We start from the raw sequence: 16449 nt of genomic DNA, 5'->3' as shown, positions 1-16449 counted from the left end.
AACACGATTGACCTGAAAAACGGCACGGACCTTGGTATCGCGATTGGTGAGAAAAACACCATTGGTGGCTTCGACGATAACACCATTGTCCTCATAGGTTCGGAAAACGCGTTCAACGCCTTCCGGACATTCTCGGGGGCGGATGTGGTTTTGGCTGCGGGCAACAAAAACAAGATCAATTCAGGCTTTGGCAATGATACCATTTTGACAATCGGCGTTGAAAACAAGGTCAACGCTGACAGGCATGATGATATCGTCGTCGCACTGGGTGTTGAGAATGATGTAAGGCTAGGCGCCGGGTCAGACTTTGCAGTTGTTGCCGGGCTTCAGAACCGCGTCATCGGTGACGAGACGGGTTTTGAAAACGAAAGCGACATCCTGTTTACGCTGGGGTCTTACAACTATGCCACTGGTGGTGGTGGGACGGACAGCCTTTTCACCCTTGGCCTTGCCAACCAGATTTTTGCTGGCGGCGACGAAGACCTTGTGGTCACCGGCGGTCTTGCCAACCTGACCAGCCTTGGGGATGGGAACGACGTTCTTGTCAACTTTGGTCTGGCCAGCTTCACAACCGGCGGGCTTGGCGATGACTACCTGATTGATGTCGGGACAGGCTTTGCCACGTTCGGCAATGCCGGGAACGACACCTTCCTCAGCATCGGATATGGCTTCACCTCGGGCGGTGCGGACAATGATACCTTCCTGAACCTTGGTCTGGGATCGATCGATGCATACCTTGATGCGGGGATTTCCGTTCTGGGGGATGCGATTGCCGGGATCATTGACGGTCTGCAGCAAGCCTCGGCGTTCTTCAATGTCGGGGACTTCTCGGCGCCCTCGAATTTCCTGGCCAATCAATCGGGAACGATTAACCAGGGCGGTGCCGGCGATGACGTGTTCTTCTCTGGGTTCGGCCGGTCGGTTGCCTTGGGTGGCACGGGTGACGACAGCTATATCTATACGCTGGGAAGTGGTGAACTTGTGATCAGCGAAGGCTTAGAAACCGATGTGGTGGGAGAGTTGGACAGCGTTCAGTTCAACTTCACCGCATTGGATGAAACGCTGGCCCTGCAAGACCCCGAGACCCTGATTGATCGCTTGACCGAGGTCAACACGGTCTACATCGAAACGGCCCGTTCCGACACGACAACACAACTGACGATCGACAATCTGGTTCTGAATCAGATCAGCCAGGAGATAAACATCGTTGTCGAGGGCACGTCGGTGGGTCGGATCATCTATGATGGTCTGGCGGATACGGACATCATCAACATTTCCGATTTCGACAGCTCTACCGATCTTACATTTGCAGAGTTGAAGGCGCATTCGGAAACGGCTCAGGCGACGACGTTCAACGTGTTTGACAGCGCCAGTGCCCTGACTGCGGGTCTGGAGGAGACTCTGAACTATCTGCAGAATGTTGAAGCCGCTGACGCTCAGGCAACGGAACTTGGTCGAGAGCTTTCGACAGGTGAATTTGCCGTCGTCGCAGAGGTCTATGATGATCTGTACAATGCCAAGGCTGCGGTTGATCAGGTTGTCAACAACAAGACATCAGACACGTCAATCGCCTGATCGGTGATGGTCGGGCCATCACAGCCCGTCAGTGTTTGATCTGAAAAATGCAGGGGCGCGTCAGGCGCGCGCCCTTGCGATCTGGTCTCGGATGCGCAGGAGCTTGACCGCGGGCATCCGGTACGGAACCGTTAGGAATTTGTATGACTGACCATTTGCAGCCACACAGCGTCGACCCGGATGTGATGAAGCAATTTGGCGAAATCTGCTTTCTTGTCACGCAATCGCAATTGCACCGAAACATGGCCTTCAAGCAGATAGAGGCAAGGCTGTTTCATCCCCTGCGCATCGGCCAGGGACGTGTTTTCAGCCAGGGGGCCAACAAGCCGATTGCTTATGTTTCCTGGGCTTTTGTAAGCGACGAAGTCGATGCTGCGTTAATGAAAGACCCAAATGCGATCAGGCCGGATGAATGGAATTCCGGCCACAACTTATGGTTTATGGAGTTTATCGCCCCATATGGCCGGGTCAGAGAAATGGTGGCCTATCTTGACCAACATTTGTTCAACGCGGTGTCTTACGCCAAGCTGCATCGCGTAGATGCGAATGGTCAGCAAAAGCGTATCGCGCGGTACTATGGCTCTCAACGAAGGCGGGAGCGTAGTTTGGCGTAGGAGGCCAAAACCGGCGTGCCCTCGCCATCAGGAACGATCTACAAGCTCAGTACACATGTCGAAGATGAACTGTTTGGTGGTCTGTACATGTTGGTAATTCACAACGTCCCGATGGGTTAAGACCCACAGTTCCAAAGATACCTCCAACAGCCCCGGCATGACTTCGACCAGATTTGGGTCCGTTTCGGCCATGTATTTGGGCAGGACCGCCAAACCAAATCCGCTTCTGACTGCGGACAGCTGAGCGCAGATGCTGTCCGTCCGTGCGGCGATGTTGCAGCGGTCAATGATTTTTCGGAATTCGATTTCCTGAACGGACCGGCCAAGCGCCCCGGTTGCGACTATGACATTGTGGCCCGCAAGCTCGTCCAGAGTGCTGATCCCATCCAGCCCCAGAAGGTAATCCTGCGAGGCATAAATCCCGAACCGGACCCGGCCCAGTTTCTCGCTTTCGATGCGATAGGTTTCCGGTTGCCCAAGACGGATGGCGATGTCCGCCTCGCGGTTATGCATGTTGATCCGCTTGTTGGACAACAGAAGGTCGATCTTGATCTGCGGGTTGAAGGAATGAAATTCGATCAGCTTCGGCATGATGACGGCCTCGCCAAAACCTTCGGGCGCGGCCACCGCAACCGTTCCGCCACTCATCCCGTGGTAGGACCGCGTCAATTCACCAACACGGCCAAGCTGCGTTTCGACATTCTGCGCAATGGCCAACAGTTCTTGACCAATAGGGGTCAGCTTGACGCCCGAGGTGCCGCGATCAAAAAGCGGGAGGGACAGATCCTCTTCCAGCTCTTTCAATTTGCGTCCGACCGTTGCGGGGCTTTCGGACAAACGCTCGGATGCGCGGGCAATACTGCCTGCCCGGGCAACGCATAATAAAAACCGGATCAAATCCCAATCGCGAATTGGAATTGTCTTGTCGCAGTTTGGTGCTGCATTGTTTTCTGTCATTACCAGCGAACCTCTGAAACTTTCTATGAATTCTATAAACACCCAACGAAAAAGGGGTATTCAAGTTTAGTTGTGTATCCGTGAGGAAAAATTTTTTTCCCTTTAAAAATAATGCGATGGATATTGTTTTATTGGTCTGCATTCAATGAAGGTCTGCCCATCATTTTTGAATGCTTGTGAAGATTTTGCCCAAGCACAGGTAACTGACCGTGAGCACAACAAGGCTTGCACCAACGCTTGGAGTGTAAAAATGAACCCTGACGATATAAGACCAATTATTGAAGGCGACGAAAACGGCAATCAGCTGATTGGCACGCCGGAGGATGACATCATCCGCGGAAACGGTGGCGGCGATCAGCTCATCGGAATGGGCGGCAATGACGATCTGTCCGGTGGCGCAGGTGATGACAACATCATTGGCGGCGAAGGCATCGACACAGCCCGTTTTGATGACGTCAATGCGTTTGTCACCATCTCGGAAGATCCCGACATGCCGGGCCGCATCATCGCCACCCGCGAGGTGATGGGCGAGAATGGTGAGACCATCATTGAAGAAGACGAGCTTTCCGGGATCGAGAATGTGATCTTCTCCGAGGCCGGTGGTGAAATCAACGTCGAAGGCATCTTTGAAGTTGTCGACGCCCCGCTGGAGCTGCAGGACGTGATGGACCAGGCGGAACTGGCCGAGCTGGCCCCTGAGCCGCCGATGGGTCAGATCATCGACGGTGATGACAATGACAACGTTTTGGTTGGCGGCGACGGTGATGATGTGCTGAACGGCCTGGGCGGCAATGACGTTCTGACCGGTGGTTTGGGCGATGACGTGCTGGACGGTGGTGCTGATATCGACACGGCAGCTTTCAACGATATTGATGTGCCTGTTGACGTTGATCTGGATGCAGGCATTGCCTCGCGCGAAACCGGCTTCTCGGTTCAGATCGTTGACGCCGACTTCACCAACTTTGCCGACCCGCTGGACAGCCTGGTTGACGAAGCTCTGGCAGAAAACCTGTACTACAACATCCACACCGCCGATTTCCCCGCCGGTGAGATTCGTGGTCAGCTGCTGGTTTCGGAAAACAATCTGGACTTTGAAGGCAACGGGACGCTGGTTCTGACCGCTGTACTGGATGCAGCGCAAGAGCCCGGTCCGCTGTCGGATTCGCTGGCAACCGGTACTGCAACCGTGACTGTCACCGTGATTGACGGTGTGGCGACCTATTCGTCCGATCTGTCGGTAACCGGCCTGGCCGTGTCCGATCTGATCACCCCGATCCCGGGTGCGGTTTCGGCGATCCATCTGCACAATGCGCCGGCAGGCGAGAACGGCCCGGTTGTGCGTGACTCGCTGGTGGATGCAGGCGGTATTCTGGCCAGTGCTGATGAAGTCGCGGAAAACCCCACAGGTGTGCTGAACATCGATTTCGTGACCGATGCGGTTACCGAAACCGACACGCTGATCAGCATCGAAAACGTTGTGGGCTCGGACGACGCTGACGTTCTGGTTGGTGACGAGAACGACAACGTGCTGAGCGGTCTGGGCGGCGATGACGTTCTGACCGGTGGTCTGGGCGATGACGTGCTGGACGGTGGTGCCGATATCGACACGGCAGTCTTCAACGACATCGATGTCCCTGTTAACGTTGATCTGGATGCGGGTATCGCCATACGCGAAACCGGCTTCTCGGTTCAGATCGTTGACGCCGACTTTACAAACTTCGGCGATCCGCTGGACAGCCTGGTTGACGAAGCGCTGGCAGAAAACCTGTACTACAACATCCACACCGCCGATTTCCCCGCCGGTGAGATTCGTGGTCAGCTGCTGGTTTCGGAAAACAATCTGGACTTTGAAGGCAACGGGACGCTGGTTCTGACCGCTGTACTGGATGCAGCGCAAGAGCCCGGTCCGCTGTCGGATTCGCTGGCAACCGGTACTGCAACCGTGACTGTCACCGTGATTGACGGTGTGGCGACCTATTCGTCCGATCTGTCGGTAACCGGCCTGGCCGTGTCCGATCTGATCACCCCGATCCCGGGTGCGGTTTCGGCGATCCATCTGCACAATGCGCCGGCAGGCGAGAACGGCCCGGTTGTGCGTGACTCGCTGGTGGATGCAGGCGGTATTCTGGCCAGTGCTGATGAAGTCGCGGAAAACCCCACAGGTGTGCTGAACATCGATTTCGTGACCGATGCGGTTACCGAAACCGACACGCTGATCAGCATCGAAAACGTTGTGGGCTCGGACGATGATGACGTGCTTGTTGGCGATGCCAATGACAACGTGCTGAACGGTCTGGACGGCAATGATGTCCTGAGTGGTTTGGGCGGCAACGATGTGCTGAATGGTGGTGAAGGTGACGACATTCTGGCCGGCGGCGGTGGCGTTGACGTCATCGATGGCGGTGAAGGGTTCGATACCAATGACTTCTCCAACATCAACCTGGGTGCTGCTGATCCGACCATCGCTGGTGTGCGCGTCACGCTTGCGGCGGATGGTACTGGCACTGCCGAATACAATGGCGGCGGCGGCAATGGCCCGCTGATCCAGGAAACCTTTACCGGAATCGAAAACATCACCGGCTCGTCCAACGATGACTCGATTGTTGCAACCGGTGCGGCTCCGAACACCATTGAAGGTGGTGCTGGTGACGACTTCATCGCAGGCGGCGGCGGGACAGACATCCTGAGCGGTGGCGACGGGATCGACACCAACAGCTTCCAGGGTATCAACGCCGAGGTGATCGCGGATCTGGCAACGGGCAGCGCGTCCTATGCGCCGAACGAAAACGTCACCGTGTTCGAGAACTTTGACGGGTTCGAAAACCTCGACGGATCGGCGCTTGACGATCAGCTGTTCGGCGACAATGGCGCCAACACCCTGACCGGCAATGACGGCAACGACCTGCTGGTTGGCCGTGGTGGCAACGACATTCTGGAAGGCGGCGAAGGCAATGACGTCCTGCGTGGCGGTGGCGGTAACGACATCACCGATGGTGGTGAAGGTATCGACACGGCGGACTTCCAGGATATCGGCTCGGCCGTGACCGCTGATCTGTCGGATGGCACTGCGGTATATGCAGCTCCGAACGGCAATCAGGTTGCGGATCAGCTGATCAGCATCGAGAACCTGACCGGGTCCGACAATGATGACATCCTGACCGGCGATACAGGTGACAACCTGTTGGCTGGTGGTGCAGGTAACGACGTCATCAACGGCGGCGCGGGCGACGATGTGATCCGCGGCGACGCCATCGGCGACGGCGAGGCCATCACGGTTTCGATCACCAACACGCTGGACGCAGGCGGAACCTTCCTGACACCTGTCTGGTTCGGATTCCATGATGGTGCCAATTTCGACCTGTTCAATGCAGGCGAAGCGGCAAGCCTGGGACTGGAGCGTTTGGCCGAAGACGGAAGCGTCGAAGGCATCGCAGCCGAGTTCAACCAGCAGGTTGGCGATAACGGTATCGACGCGACCATTCTGGGTGGTGCCGGTGCACCGGGTCCGATTGATCCGGGTGAAACCGCGACCTTTACGCTGAACGTGAACGCCGATCAGGTTGGTCAGGGCTTCTTCACCTGGGCAACCATGGTGATCCCGTCGAACGACGCCTTCCTGGCTGCTCCAGACGATGTCTTTGCTGATCCGATCTTTGATGCAGAGGGCAACTTCATTGGCCCGATCGTCATCGAGCGCTTTGGCCGTGATGTTCTGGACGCTGGCACCGAGGTCAACAACGAAGAAGGCGCAGCCTTCCTCAACCAGACCGCGCGTGATCAGGGTACTGCCGAAAATGGCGTCGTGGGTCTGCACCCGGGCTTCAACGGTTCCGAAGGCAACCCGAATGGTGGGCCGGTCAACATCCTTGGTGGCACCACAGCCGCTGGCACGATTGTTGACCCGGTTGAAGGCGACTTCACCCGCAACGGTGGCAATGAGCAGCTTCTGCGCATTGAGATCGACATTGCCGAAGGTGGTAATGACGAACTGTTCGGCGGTGCAGGTGATGACACCATCGACGGTGGTCGCGGTGACGACATCCTGGATGGCGGTGCCGACAACGACACCCTGATCGGTGGCTCCGGTCGCGATACCTTCACGTTCCGTCGCGGAACGGGTTTTGATATCGTGGCGGATTTCTCGGTCAGCGTCGAAGATGGCGACTTCCTGGATGTATCCGATTTCGGGATCACCTCGATTGACGATCTCCAGATCGAAGCCAACGGTGCAGACACCGTGATCGACCTGGGCAATGGTGATCAGATCACACTCGAAGGGGTTGCCCCGAACGAGCTGGTGGCTGAGAACTTTGTCTTCGCACCAGAGCAGCCCGAAGTGAACGTTGCCCCGACAAACGGCGATGATGATCTGCAGGGTGGGGTCGGCAATGATGAAATCGACGGTGGAAACGGCGAAGATATCATCCTTGGCGGAGCCGGAAACGACATCCTTGATGGCGGCAATGGCGACGATGACCTGATCGGTGAAATCGGTGACGACAACCTGATCGGAAGCAACGGTGATGACGACCTGAATGGCGGGATCGGCAGCGATACCCTCGCAGGCGGCAACGGCGATGACTTCCTGGTGGGTGGCGAAGGTGCCGACCGTCTGGAAGGTGGTCGTGGCGATGACATCCTGGAGGGCGGCGAAGGTGCCGATACTCTGGAAGGTGGTCGCGGCAACGACATCCTTGATGGTGGTGAAGGCAATGACCTGATCTGCGCCGGTACCGGTGACGACATCATCAACGGTGGCGAAGGCAACGACCGTCTGGAAGGCAACCGCGGTTCGGACACGTTCGTTTTCGAGGCCAATCTGGGCGACGATGTCATCACTGACTTCGAAGCCTTTGCCGACGGTGACGTTCTGGACCTGACCTCGACCGATTTCGATTTCGACACCTTCGACGATCTGTCGGCTGCGATTTCGCAGAACGGTGACGACGTTGTTATCGATCTGGGTGCCGAAGGCAGCATCACGCTGCTGGGTATCCAGGTGGCCGATCTGAACGAAGACAACGTTCTGGTCTAATCCCTCTGCGGCGGCGGCCCCTGCGGTCGCCGCCGTTTCTTTCCCGAAATGTCAAACAAGAAAGAGGGCCACCATGTCCCATAGTTCCCTCAAACGTACCGAGCTAGAGCAAGCGTTCCGCGCCGCTCGCCCGGGTCTTTTTGCAACCGGTTCCGTCAGTATGGTGATCAATCTGACGATGCTGACCGGTCCGCTGTTCATGATTTTGGTGTATGACCGCGCTCTGCCGAGCCAAAGCTATCAGACCTTGTTCGGCCTGAGTGTTCTGATGCTGGGCCTGTATCTTGTGTTTGGTCTGCTGTCCCTGGTGCGCTCGCGCATTCTGGTGCGCATCGGCAACCGGCTTGGCAACCGGCTGGAAAAACGGGTTTTCGAGGCCCAGATCGAACGTTCGGTCAAGGAAGGCGGCGCCAAAGGCCGCGACGCGATCGGAGATTTGAACACGCTGCGCGAGTTCATGGGTGGGCCGACCCCCGCGGTGATTTTCGACGCGCCCTGGACGCCGATCTACCTTGGGTTTGCCTATCTTCTGCACCCGTGGCTGGGCTATGCGGGGCTGGCCGGGGTCGCATTTCTGATGATTGTCGCGATGCTGAACAACGTGTTGACGCATCGCGGTGTTGCACGTGCCACCCAGTTCCAGACCCGCAGCAGCCGGGTCCTGAACGACGTATCGCGCAACCACGAGGTTGCCCATGCCATGCGGATGCGGGAAGACCTGTACCAGCATTGGCACGGTCTGAACGGTCAGGCGCAGGTCAAGCAGAGCAAGATCAGCGATATGGCTGCCACGCTGTCGTCCATCTCGCGGACGGTGCGGCTGATGCTGCAATCGGCGGTGCTGGGGCTTGGGGCCTATCTGGCGATTTCGGGCGATCTGAGCGCCGGTTCGATCATCGCTGCCTCTGTTCTGGTCGGGCGGGCGCTGGCGCCGGCGGAACAGGCAATCGGCAGCTGGCGTCAATATGTGCTGGCCAGTGCCGCGCGCAAACGGCTCAATATATTGCTGGACGAATACCCGCCCGCGCAGGCTTCTGTTCAACTGCCGCAACCGCGTGGCGATCTGGATCTGAAAAACGTGTTCGCGGCCACGCCGGATGGCATGAAAACGGTCTTGCGGAACGTATCCCTTTCCCTTTCGGCGGGCGAGGTTCTGGCGGTGATCGGTCCCAGCGGGTCAGGCAAATCCACCCTGGCGCGCGTGATCGTTGGCACTTTGGCTCCGACCCGAGGCAGCGTGCGGCTGGATCAGGCGGATATGAGCTATTGGAACGCTGTCCAATTGCGGGATTCCGTCGGCTACATGCCGCAGACCGTCGAACTGTTCGACGGCACTGTCAGAGAGAACATCGCCCGCTTTCAGTCGGATGCCAGCGATGCCGATGTGGTGGCGGCGGCGCAGGCAGCAAATGCGCATGACCTGATCCTGAAACTGCCCAATGCCTACGACACCCCCCTGGGGGAAAGCGGCAGCGCCCTGTCGGGTGGTGAGCGTCAGCGGATCGGTCTGGCCCGCGTTCTTTACAAGAACCCGTCCCTGATCGTTCTGGACGAGCCGAACTCAAACCTCGATGCCGCAGGGGCGGCGGCGCTGAGCATGACGATCGACCGGCTGAAAAGCGAAGGCCGCACGGTTGTCATCATTGCCCATCGTCTGGGCGCGCTGAATCAGGCCGACAAGGTGCTTGTGATGGATAACGGCATGGTATCGGCCTTTGGTCCGAAAGATGAAATCCTCCGCACCTATTCGGAGAACCGCAAGAAAAAGGCGGATGAAAGCGCGAAGACCACGGCGCATAAGCAAAAGGATGTTTCTGATGCGTGACAAGAAAACAACCCCGACGGATCGCATTGGCCTGTGGGTATTCTTCAGCCTTCTCATCATGAGTCTGGCGGTTGGCGGGCTGGGGTACTGGTCGATGACAACCCGGATCGACGGTGCGATCATCGCGCCGGGAATGGTTGCCCTGGAAACGGATCGTCAGAGGGTTCAGCATCTGGAAGGCGGGATCATCTATGAAATCCACGTGTCCGAAGACGATGCGGTGCAACAGGGCCAGATACTGGTCACCCTCGATACCACGCGGGATCAGGCGGAACTCAATGCCTTGACCAGCCAGATTGCCTTGCTTTCGGTACGCAAGGCACGGCTGCAGGCCGAGCTGAACGGCGACGATTTTCTGGCGCGCGCGGCCGAGTTCGAAGAGACCGGCAACACCCGGGAAATCTTTGCCGGTGAAGCACAGCTGTTCGAAAGCCGCGCGGTGGCGAAACGTGCGAATATCGCCCAATTGGAAACCCAGAAACAGGCGCTGGTGGCACAGGTGGCCGGGTTGCGCAGCCAGATCAAATCGCAGAAGGCCAACCAGGAGCTGACGCAGGAAGAACTGGAAACCGTGGCCGGTCTGCATGAGAAAGGTCTGGCCAATGTGACGCGCCTGCTTCAGGTCCGTCGCACGGCGCTTGATCTGGAAGCGGGGCTGTCCCTGAACGTGGCGCAGATCGACAGTGTTCAGGCCCAGATCGCCGAGGTCGAAAGCGCCTTGGTCAGCAGTGCCGCAACCTCGCGCGAGGAGGTCTCGGCTGAACTGACCCAGATCAGCCAGCAGCTGCGCGAAGCGTTGGAGCGTCAGACGACGGCACATGACCGGATCGCGCGCAGCCAGATCCTTGCGCCGCTGGATGGCCGGGTGCTGAATCTCGGCTTTCATACAAAAGGCGGGGTGATCGCGCCGGGACAGGCGATCATGGACATCGTCCCGGTGGCCGAACAGCCTGTTCTGATGGCGAATATTCCGGTCACCGAGATTGACCGGGTTGTCCCGGGTCAAGAGGCACGGGTACGGTTGACGGCGTTCAACTACAACCAGACCCCGGAACTTGACGGTTCGGTCAAATGGGTCTCGGCCGACACAATCTCGGACCCTGTAACCGGTGCGGTTTACTACAGCGCCGAGGTTGAGGTCTCGACGGATGAGTTCGCGAAAATTCAGGACAAGGATCTGGTCCCGGGCATGCCGGTCGAGATCATGGTCTCGACAGGTGAACGGTTGGTTGCATCCTACCTGTCACGCCCAATTCGCGACGCCATGTCGAGAACGTTCCGCGATGAATAGCATCTGTTCGTTGACCTGAGCGGGTCAACGAACTTTTTTTTAGAACGATCACCGGCAGGGCTCTGTGCTTCTGCCGGTGTTCAATTTCTCGGAAGCGGGTGCTCTCTGATGTTGTGGTCGCTCCTGAACCGAGCGTCTGCCTATTTCTCCCAGTGCGGCACCCACTCGCCATCGAGGCGGAGTGAGACACCTGCCGCGTCTTCCTCAAGCTTCACCACATGCAGCTCGCCCTTGTCACCGCCATATGTCTTGCGGGCTTCTTCAAACTGCGCGCAGACCAGCCGCGTTGCGGGGGCGGGTGTTCCAGCATCGTCGCAGGCCTCGACGATCAAGCCCAGATCCTTTTGGCACAGGTCCAGTGTAAAGGACGGATCGTAATGTCCCGCAAAAACCGATGGGGCGTCATGGTGCATGCACCAGCTTTCGCTGGCTCCTATTTTGAGCGCATCCCAGGCACGTGACAGGTCAACGCCGGATTTGACAGCCATCACCAAAGCTTCGCCCATAGCTGTGGCATGGATGGCCCAAAGCTGATTGCTGGCCAGTTTGGTGACCGACCCGCTGCCGCTGGGCCCCATGTAATGCATCGGCCCCATCAGTTCCATCACCGGACGGATGCGTTCGACTGTGGCCTCGTCCCCTCCGGCGAACTGGGGCATGTTGCCGGTGCGCGCGCCATCAACGGCGCCGGTGACCGGGGCATCAATCAACTGAACGCCGATATCCGCAAATGTGCTGGCAAGTTCCTGAACAAAAGCGGGTTTGTTTGTTGTCATATCCACCCAGATCTGACCGGATGACATGGCCGACAAAAGCCCGTCCTCGCCGCCGACAAGCTGTTCAATCTGTTTGGGGCCGAACACCATGGTAAAGACGATATCGGCACCCTGCGCTGCGGCCTTGGGGGTATCAGCCCATGTCGCGCCGAGGGCGAGGTGCTGTTCCGCCCGTTTTGGATCAAGGTCGCAGACCGTCAGGTCATGACCGCCTTTGATCAGGTTCAGGGCGGCGGGTCCGCCCATGGTGCCAATACCGATAAATCCGATGCGCATCTCTGCCATCCTCATGTTTATTGTTGTTGTCTGGCCTCAGGCCTTCAGGATGTCATCGGTGGATTGCACCGCACCGAATTCGCCATGCAGGTTTGCCAGCGTGACAGAGTGGATCTGGTCCGCGCTATGGGTTGCCCCATCCGGGCCGGTGGCCTCATAGGCCCATACGGCGTCGGCGGCATAGACCATATCAAAGCCCAGGCTGCTGGCGGAACGGGCGGCGGATTCGGCGCAATGATTGGCCGTTGCGCCGCAGATGACCACGCGTTCGACATCCGCCGCGCGCAGATCGGCCTCCAGAGTGGTTCCGGCAAAGGCGCTGGAGACGTGTTTGATGATCACCTGCTCATCACCCTGGGGTGCGGCAAACGGTTGAACCGCCGCACCGGGCGCATCCGCGTGAAACGGGTCATCCGGGTCCTGCCCGTGATGGTGGACATGGACGATCTTGTCGCCACTGGCCCGGAACCGATGCAAAAGCCGTTCGATATTGTCCGAAGCCTCGGGGCAAGAGCGCACGGCCCCGGCGGCATCGTCATGGGCCAAGGCCATTTGAACGTCAATGACAAGAAGGGCGGTCTTCATTCTGTGATCCTTTATGCGTTGGCCTGGGATGCGGCGCGGTCTGCCAGTATCTTTTCCACGCGCTTACCATAGATGCGCACGTTGATGTCGTCGCTGATCACGCGGCCTTCCTGTTCGTCATAGGTCATGATCGCGGTGACACGCGGCGTTTCCCCCAGTACTTCGGTCACACCATGCAGCGAATAACCGCCCCGGAACAACGTGAATGTGCCCGCGCCGCGATCAAATTTCCGGGCATGGGACATGTCGCCCGAAAGCAGACGGTCCACGGCCTCGCGGTCTTCGGTCTCATCGGTGCGCGAATTCGGCAGAAAGGCGAAATCGCCGCCATTTTCCGCCGCCTGCAACAGCAGGGTCACCGTGCATTCGGTCGTATCATAATGCCAGGCGTGCCAACTGCCCGGATGCAGGGCGACGACGTTCAGCGCCTGAAACTCGTCGGCACAGCGATACAGCACCTGTTTCTTCTGCACACGGCGCACAAAATCCGTCAGCAGTTCAGATTGATAGAGTTTCTGGATCAGCGTGTCCTGCGGGATCTGGTCATCCGCCAACTGCTGGGCCACATGCACATATTCGCGCCGTCTGGGGTCACTTTCTGGCAAGTTTGGATCAATTGCGCCCTGATAGATGTTGCGCTTGATGGTCAAAACGTCAGCGGTTGGCAGCAGCGTGTTGGATTCACCGGCCAGGGCCGCAAGTGCATCAGCGCGGATGAACCCGTCCAGATTGCACCACCCATGCGTCTCCATATGGTCCTGACATTCCTTGAGAAATGCAGAGCCCTCCGGGCTTTCCAGATCGGCGATGGGATAGCGTGACAGGTCCACAAGGCTCAGCACTATGTCCGTTTCTGTATTCTGGTGGATTTCTGACATGTCACGCTCCTTTCAGTGGTCCCGGTCGGGGGCTTTGATCTTGTTTACCCACCATCAGAATTGAAGAAAAATAAAAGAATTTGCCTTCATGAACATAAATTACTTATGCATCAAATATGAAGAGCAACCTGAACCTGAACTGGCTGCGCACCTTTGAAGCAGCCGCGCGCCACCTGAGCTTTACCGCTGCCAGCCGCGAGCTTGGGCTGACACAAACGGCCGTCAGCCAGCATATCAAGGCGCTGGAGGGCAAGCTGGGGCAAAAACTGTTCATTCGCCACGCCAAAAGCCTGCAATTGACGGAAATCGGTCAGGCCTATCTGGTCTCCGTTCGGGATTCGCTTGAGCATATCGCGTTTTCGACCAACGGGCTGTTCGGGCCTGCGCTGGAAACCACGATCATCGTGCGTGCCTCGGCTGCAATGATCATCTGGCTGTCTCCGAAATTGCCGGCCTTTCAGGCGGTCCACCCCGGCATCGGGATCAAGCTTGTCACCTCGCTTTGGCAGAACGATCGCGAAGGGCATCCGGTCGATGTGGACATCCTGCTTGCGCCGCAGAACCAATCGGACAGTCGCATGGAACACCTGGCGAACGAACGCATCGTTCCGGTTTGTGGAATGCAGACAGCCGAGCGGATCAACTCGCCCGAAGATTTAGCCAAATGCAACACGATCCACGTGCTGGGGTTTGACGATCACTGGGCCCGCTATCTTTCCGCGCATGGATGCCCGCAACAGGATACCTCCCCGCGTCTGGTCGTCGACACCTCTGTCGCTGCCTGCGAACTGGCCGCCGCCGAGGCCGGATGCACGATCATGATCGAACGTTTCGCCCGGCAAGCCATCCAAACAGGTCGCCCAATCAAACTTGTCGGCGACCCCGTTGAAACCGGTCAGGCGCACTACGTCGTTCAGCGAAAAACGGGCCCGGCAGAGAAAGGCGTATCCACGGTCTTTTGCGAATGGTTGAAGACGTGTTTTTGAAGACAGAGAGAGTGATCCCCGCTGTTTCGGGCTGATGTCGGTGTCGGAAAGCCCAACGCGCGGACAGTAGGGTCATTGTTCTGCCGGTCCCAACCCTTTCCCGTCAGACGCTTGCTGTGCACAGATCGAACAGATGCCGCAGATCTTGTGCGGACAGGTGATCGAATTGCTCTGACAGCTGGCGGATTTCTTCGGCCCGCGCCCGGCCCAGAACCGGGTCGGCAAGCATGTGGTACTTGTCGGTGATCTGGCCATCACTCAGCGGCATGTCCGCGTCACCGCGCGGTGTGCGCGGTGCATCCTCGATCCGGCGACCATCCTTGAGGATGATGGTCACCTGCGCCCAGCGTTTTTCGGTGCTGATGCGGGTCATTTCCGGGTCGTCAATCAATTTGGTGGCATGGCTGATGCGCAGGATATCGGGGTCCTTCAGGGCCTCCGCACTCAACTCGGTGACGCCCACCTGACCGCGCACGATCATTGCGGCCACGGGGAAGGCAATGGCATAGGCGAATTCGTCCTGATTTTGCGGCGCGTGACCGGCCAACCGGGTGGCATAGTGGAAGGTGCGAATTTCGACCGTCTCTACCTGATCATGCGAGAACCCATGCTGCTGCATCATGTCATGGACGGAATCCAGCGACGGGTGTGCCCAGCGGCAGCACGGATAGGCCTTGTAATGCGTGTGGTCGATCAGCCGCCAACCGGTGCCCAGATCGGCCCAGTATTCTGCACCTTCTTCGCCCTCGCAGGTCAGTGCGGGCGCGCCGGTGAACCCTTCTGTCGCCAGATAGGCGGCTGTCACCCCCGAAGGTGCGCCCCAGCCGACGCCGTCACGCACCATGGTCGGATGGTCGATACAGCGCATCATCTGGCTGCGGGGACCGTGATACTCGCCGATGCCCGCCGCCTGACGAATCTGATTCGCATTCCCGCCCAGCAGTTTGGCCCCGGCGGCGGCAACGCCAACAGCGGTCCACGCGCCCGAGGTGTGATAGTCGGCGCAGGTCGCGTGTTGCACCAACCCCGCGCGGTACGAGATCTCATAAGCGGTGGCGAGGATTTCGGCAAAGCGCTTACCGTCCATACTCTCGCCACTGGCCTGCGCCATGGCGATCATCGCCGGAAAGATGGCCGATCCCGCATGGCCCTTGCAGGGCGTCGTGCCGTCATGGGCGTCGATACTGTCAATGGTGAAGGCCCCGGCCATCGCCGCCCCCACGGGGCTGACCGCGCGCCCGTCCATCAGCATCCGCGCCGACCCCGAAGAGCCCGCGCCGAAAATCATCGGGGCCACCCGGCGCGCGATGTCTGACAGCTCTGTCGTGGCCCCAACGGCTGCCACGCCCATCGTATCGACAAAGGATCGGCGCAAGGTCCAAAGCGCGGCCTTGGGCAGGTCTTCATAGCGCAGATCGGCGGCAAATTGGTCAAATCCGGACGACATCAGCTCAGCACCTCCACGGCAGATTTCATACGTCTGATCCCTTTAATGATGTTGTCCTCCGACGTCGCGATGGACATCCGGAAAAACGGGTCGCAGGAAAAGCCGGGGCCCGGCACGACAACGGCCCCGTGTTCCAGAAAATATGCCGCCAGATCGGTCGAGCTTGTCAACTCTTTGCCATCTGGCGTGATGCGGCCCAAAAGC

11 protein-coding genes and 1 pseudogene are annotated in these 16449 nt (G+C 58.3%); 6 read left to right on the top strand and 6 right to left on the bottom strand.

The window, feature by feature from the left end; genetic code table 11:
- Window positions 1–1575 (top strand): hypothetical protein (locus MPJ51_RS11790; RefSeq protein ID WP_298386625.1); only part of this gene is annotated, 1575 nt, incomplete at its 5' end.
- Window positions 1576–1718: 143 nt separating this feature from the next.
- A complete protein-coding gene (locus MPJ51_RS11785) occupies window positions 1719–2189 on the top strand; it encodes a toxin-activating lysine-acyltransferase (RefSeq protein WP_298386622.1) in 471 nt (156 codons plus the stop codon).
- Between the two features lie 27 nt (window positions 2190–2216).
- Here MPJ51_RS11785 and MPJ51_RS11780 read toward each other — a convergent pair whose 3' ends face one another.
- Window positions 2217–3146, bottom strand: coding sequence for a LysR family transcriptional regulator (locus MPJ51_RS11780; protein ID WP_298386618.1), 930 nt, complete (start codon window positions 3144–3146; stop codon window positions 2217–2219).
- Window positions 3147–3396: 250 nt separating this feature from the next.
- On the opposite strand from MPJ51_RS11780, the gene MPJ51_RS11775 reads away from it, so the two are divergent.
- The 3 genes from MPJ51_RS11775 (at window position 3397) to MPJ51_RS11765 (ending at window position 11297) form a co-directional block, all read left to right on the top strand.
- On the top strand, window positions 3397–8181 hold the full coding sequence (locus MPJ51_RS11775) for a CHRD domain-containing protein (protein WP_298386613.1): 4785 nt from the start codon (window positions 3397–3399) through the stop codon (window positions 8179–8181).
- Between the two features lie 73 nt (window positions 8182–8254).
- Window positions 8255–10006, top strand: a complete 1752-nt coding sequence (locus MPJ51_RS11770; protein ID WP_298386610.1) for a type I secretion system permease/ATPase — start codon at window positions 8255–8257, stop codon at window positions 10004–10006.
- Window positions 9999–11297, top strand: coding sequence for an HlyD family type I secretion periplasmic adaptor subunit (locus MPJ51_RS11765; RefSeq protein ID WP_298386608.1), 1299 nt, complete (start codon window positions 9999–10001; stop codon window positions 11295–11297). Before MPJ51_RS11770 ends, MPJ51_RS11765 begins: the two co-directional genes overlap by 8 nt.
- Window positions 11298–11437: 140 nt before the next feature.
- Here the strand turns inward: MPJ51_RS11765 and MPJ51_RS11760 are convergent, their stop codons facing one another.
- From MPJ51_RS11760 to MPJ51_RS11750, 3 genes are read right to left on the bottom strand one after another with little or no spacing between them, the layout of a single operon-like run.
- A complete protein-coding gene (locus tag MPJ51_RS11760) occupies window positions 11438–12349 on the bottom strand; it encodes an NAD(P)-dependent oxidoreductase (RefSeq protein WP_298386605.1) in 912 nt (303 codons plus the stop codon).
- Between the two features lie 36 nt (window positions 12350–12385).
- Window positions 12386–12934, bottom strand: a complete 549-nt coding sequence (locus MPJ51_RS11755; RefSeq protein WP_298386602.1) for an isochorismatase family protein — start codon at window positions 12932–12934, stop codon at window positions 12386–12388.
- An 11-nt stretch (window positions 12935–12945) separates the two neighbouring features.
- Window positions 12946–13812: a hypothetical protein gene (locus MPJ51_RS11750; RefSeq protein ID WP_298386599.1), complete on the bottom strand. Its 867-nt coding sequence runs from the start codon at window positions 13810–13812 to the stop codon at window positions 12946–12948.
- A 116-nt stretch (window positions 13813–13928) separates the two neighbouring features.
- On the opposite strand from MPJ51_RS11750, the gene MPJ51_RS11745 reads away from it, so the two are divergent.
- Entirely contained in the window at window positions 13929–14798 is an 870-nt protein-coding gene (locus MPJ51_RS11745; RefSeq protein ID WP_298386596.1) for a LysR family transcriptional regulator, read from the top strand.
- Window positions 14799–14901: 103 nt separating this feature from the next.
- On the opposite strand, the gene MPJ51_RS11740 is transcribed toward MPJ51_RS11745, so the two are convergent.
- Both MPJ51_RS11740 and MPJ51_RS11735 read right to left on the bottom strand, forming a co-directional pair.
- Window positions 14902–16245, bottom strand: coding sequence for an MmgE/PrpD family protein (locus MPJ51_RS11740; protein WP_298386593.1), 1344 nt, complete (start codon window positions 16243–16245; stop codon window positions 14902–14904).
- A pseudogene (locus MPJ51_RS11735) lies at window positions 16245–16449 on the bottom strand (aspartate transaminase); the annotation flags it as partial. The pseudogene MPJ51_RS11735 and the gene MPJ51_RS11740, both read right to left, overlap by 1 nt.

It is taken from the genome of Ruegeria sp., assembly GCF_028066395.1.
Taxonomy (GTDB): domain Bacteria; phylum Pseudomonadota; class Alphaproteobacteria; order Rhodobacterales; family Rhodobacteraceae; genus Ruegeria.
Note: the sequence above shows the minus strand (reverse complement) of the source record. Positions and strands in the feature narration are given on the sequence as shown.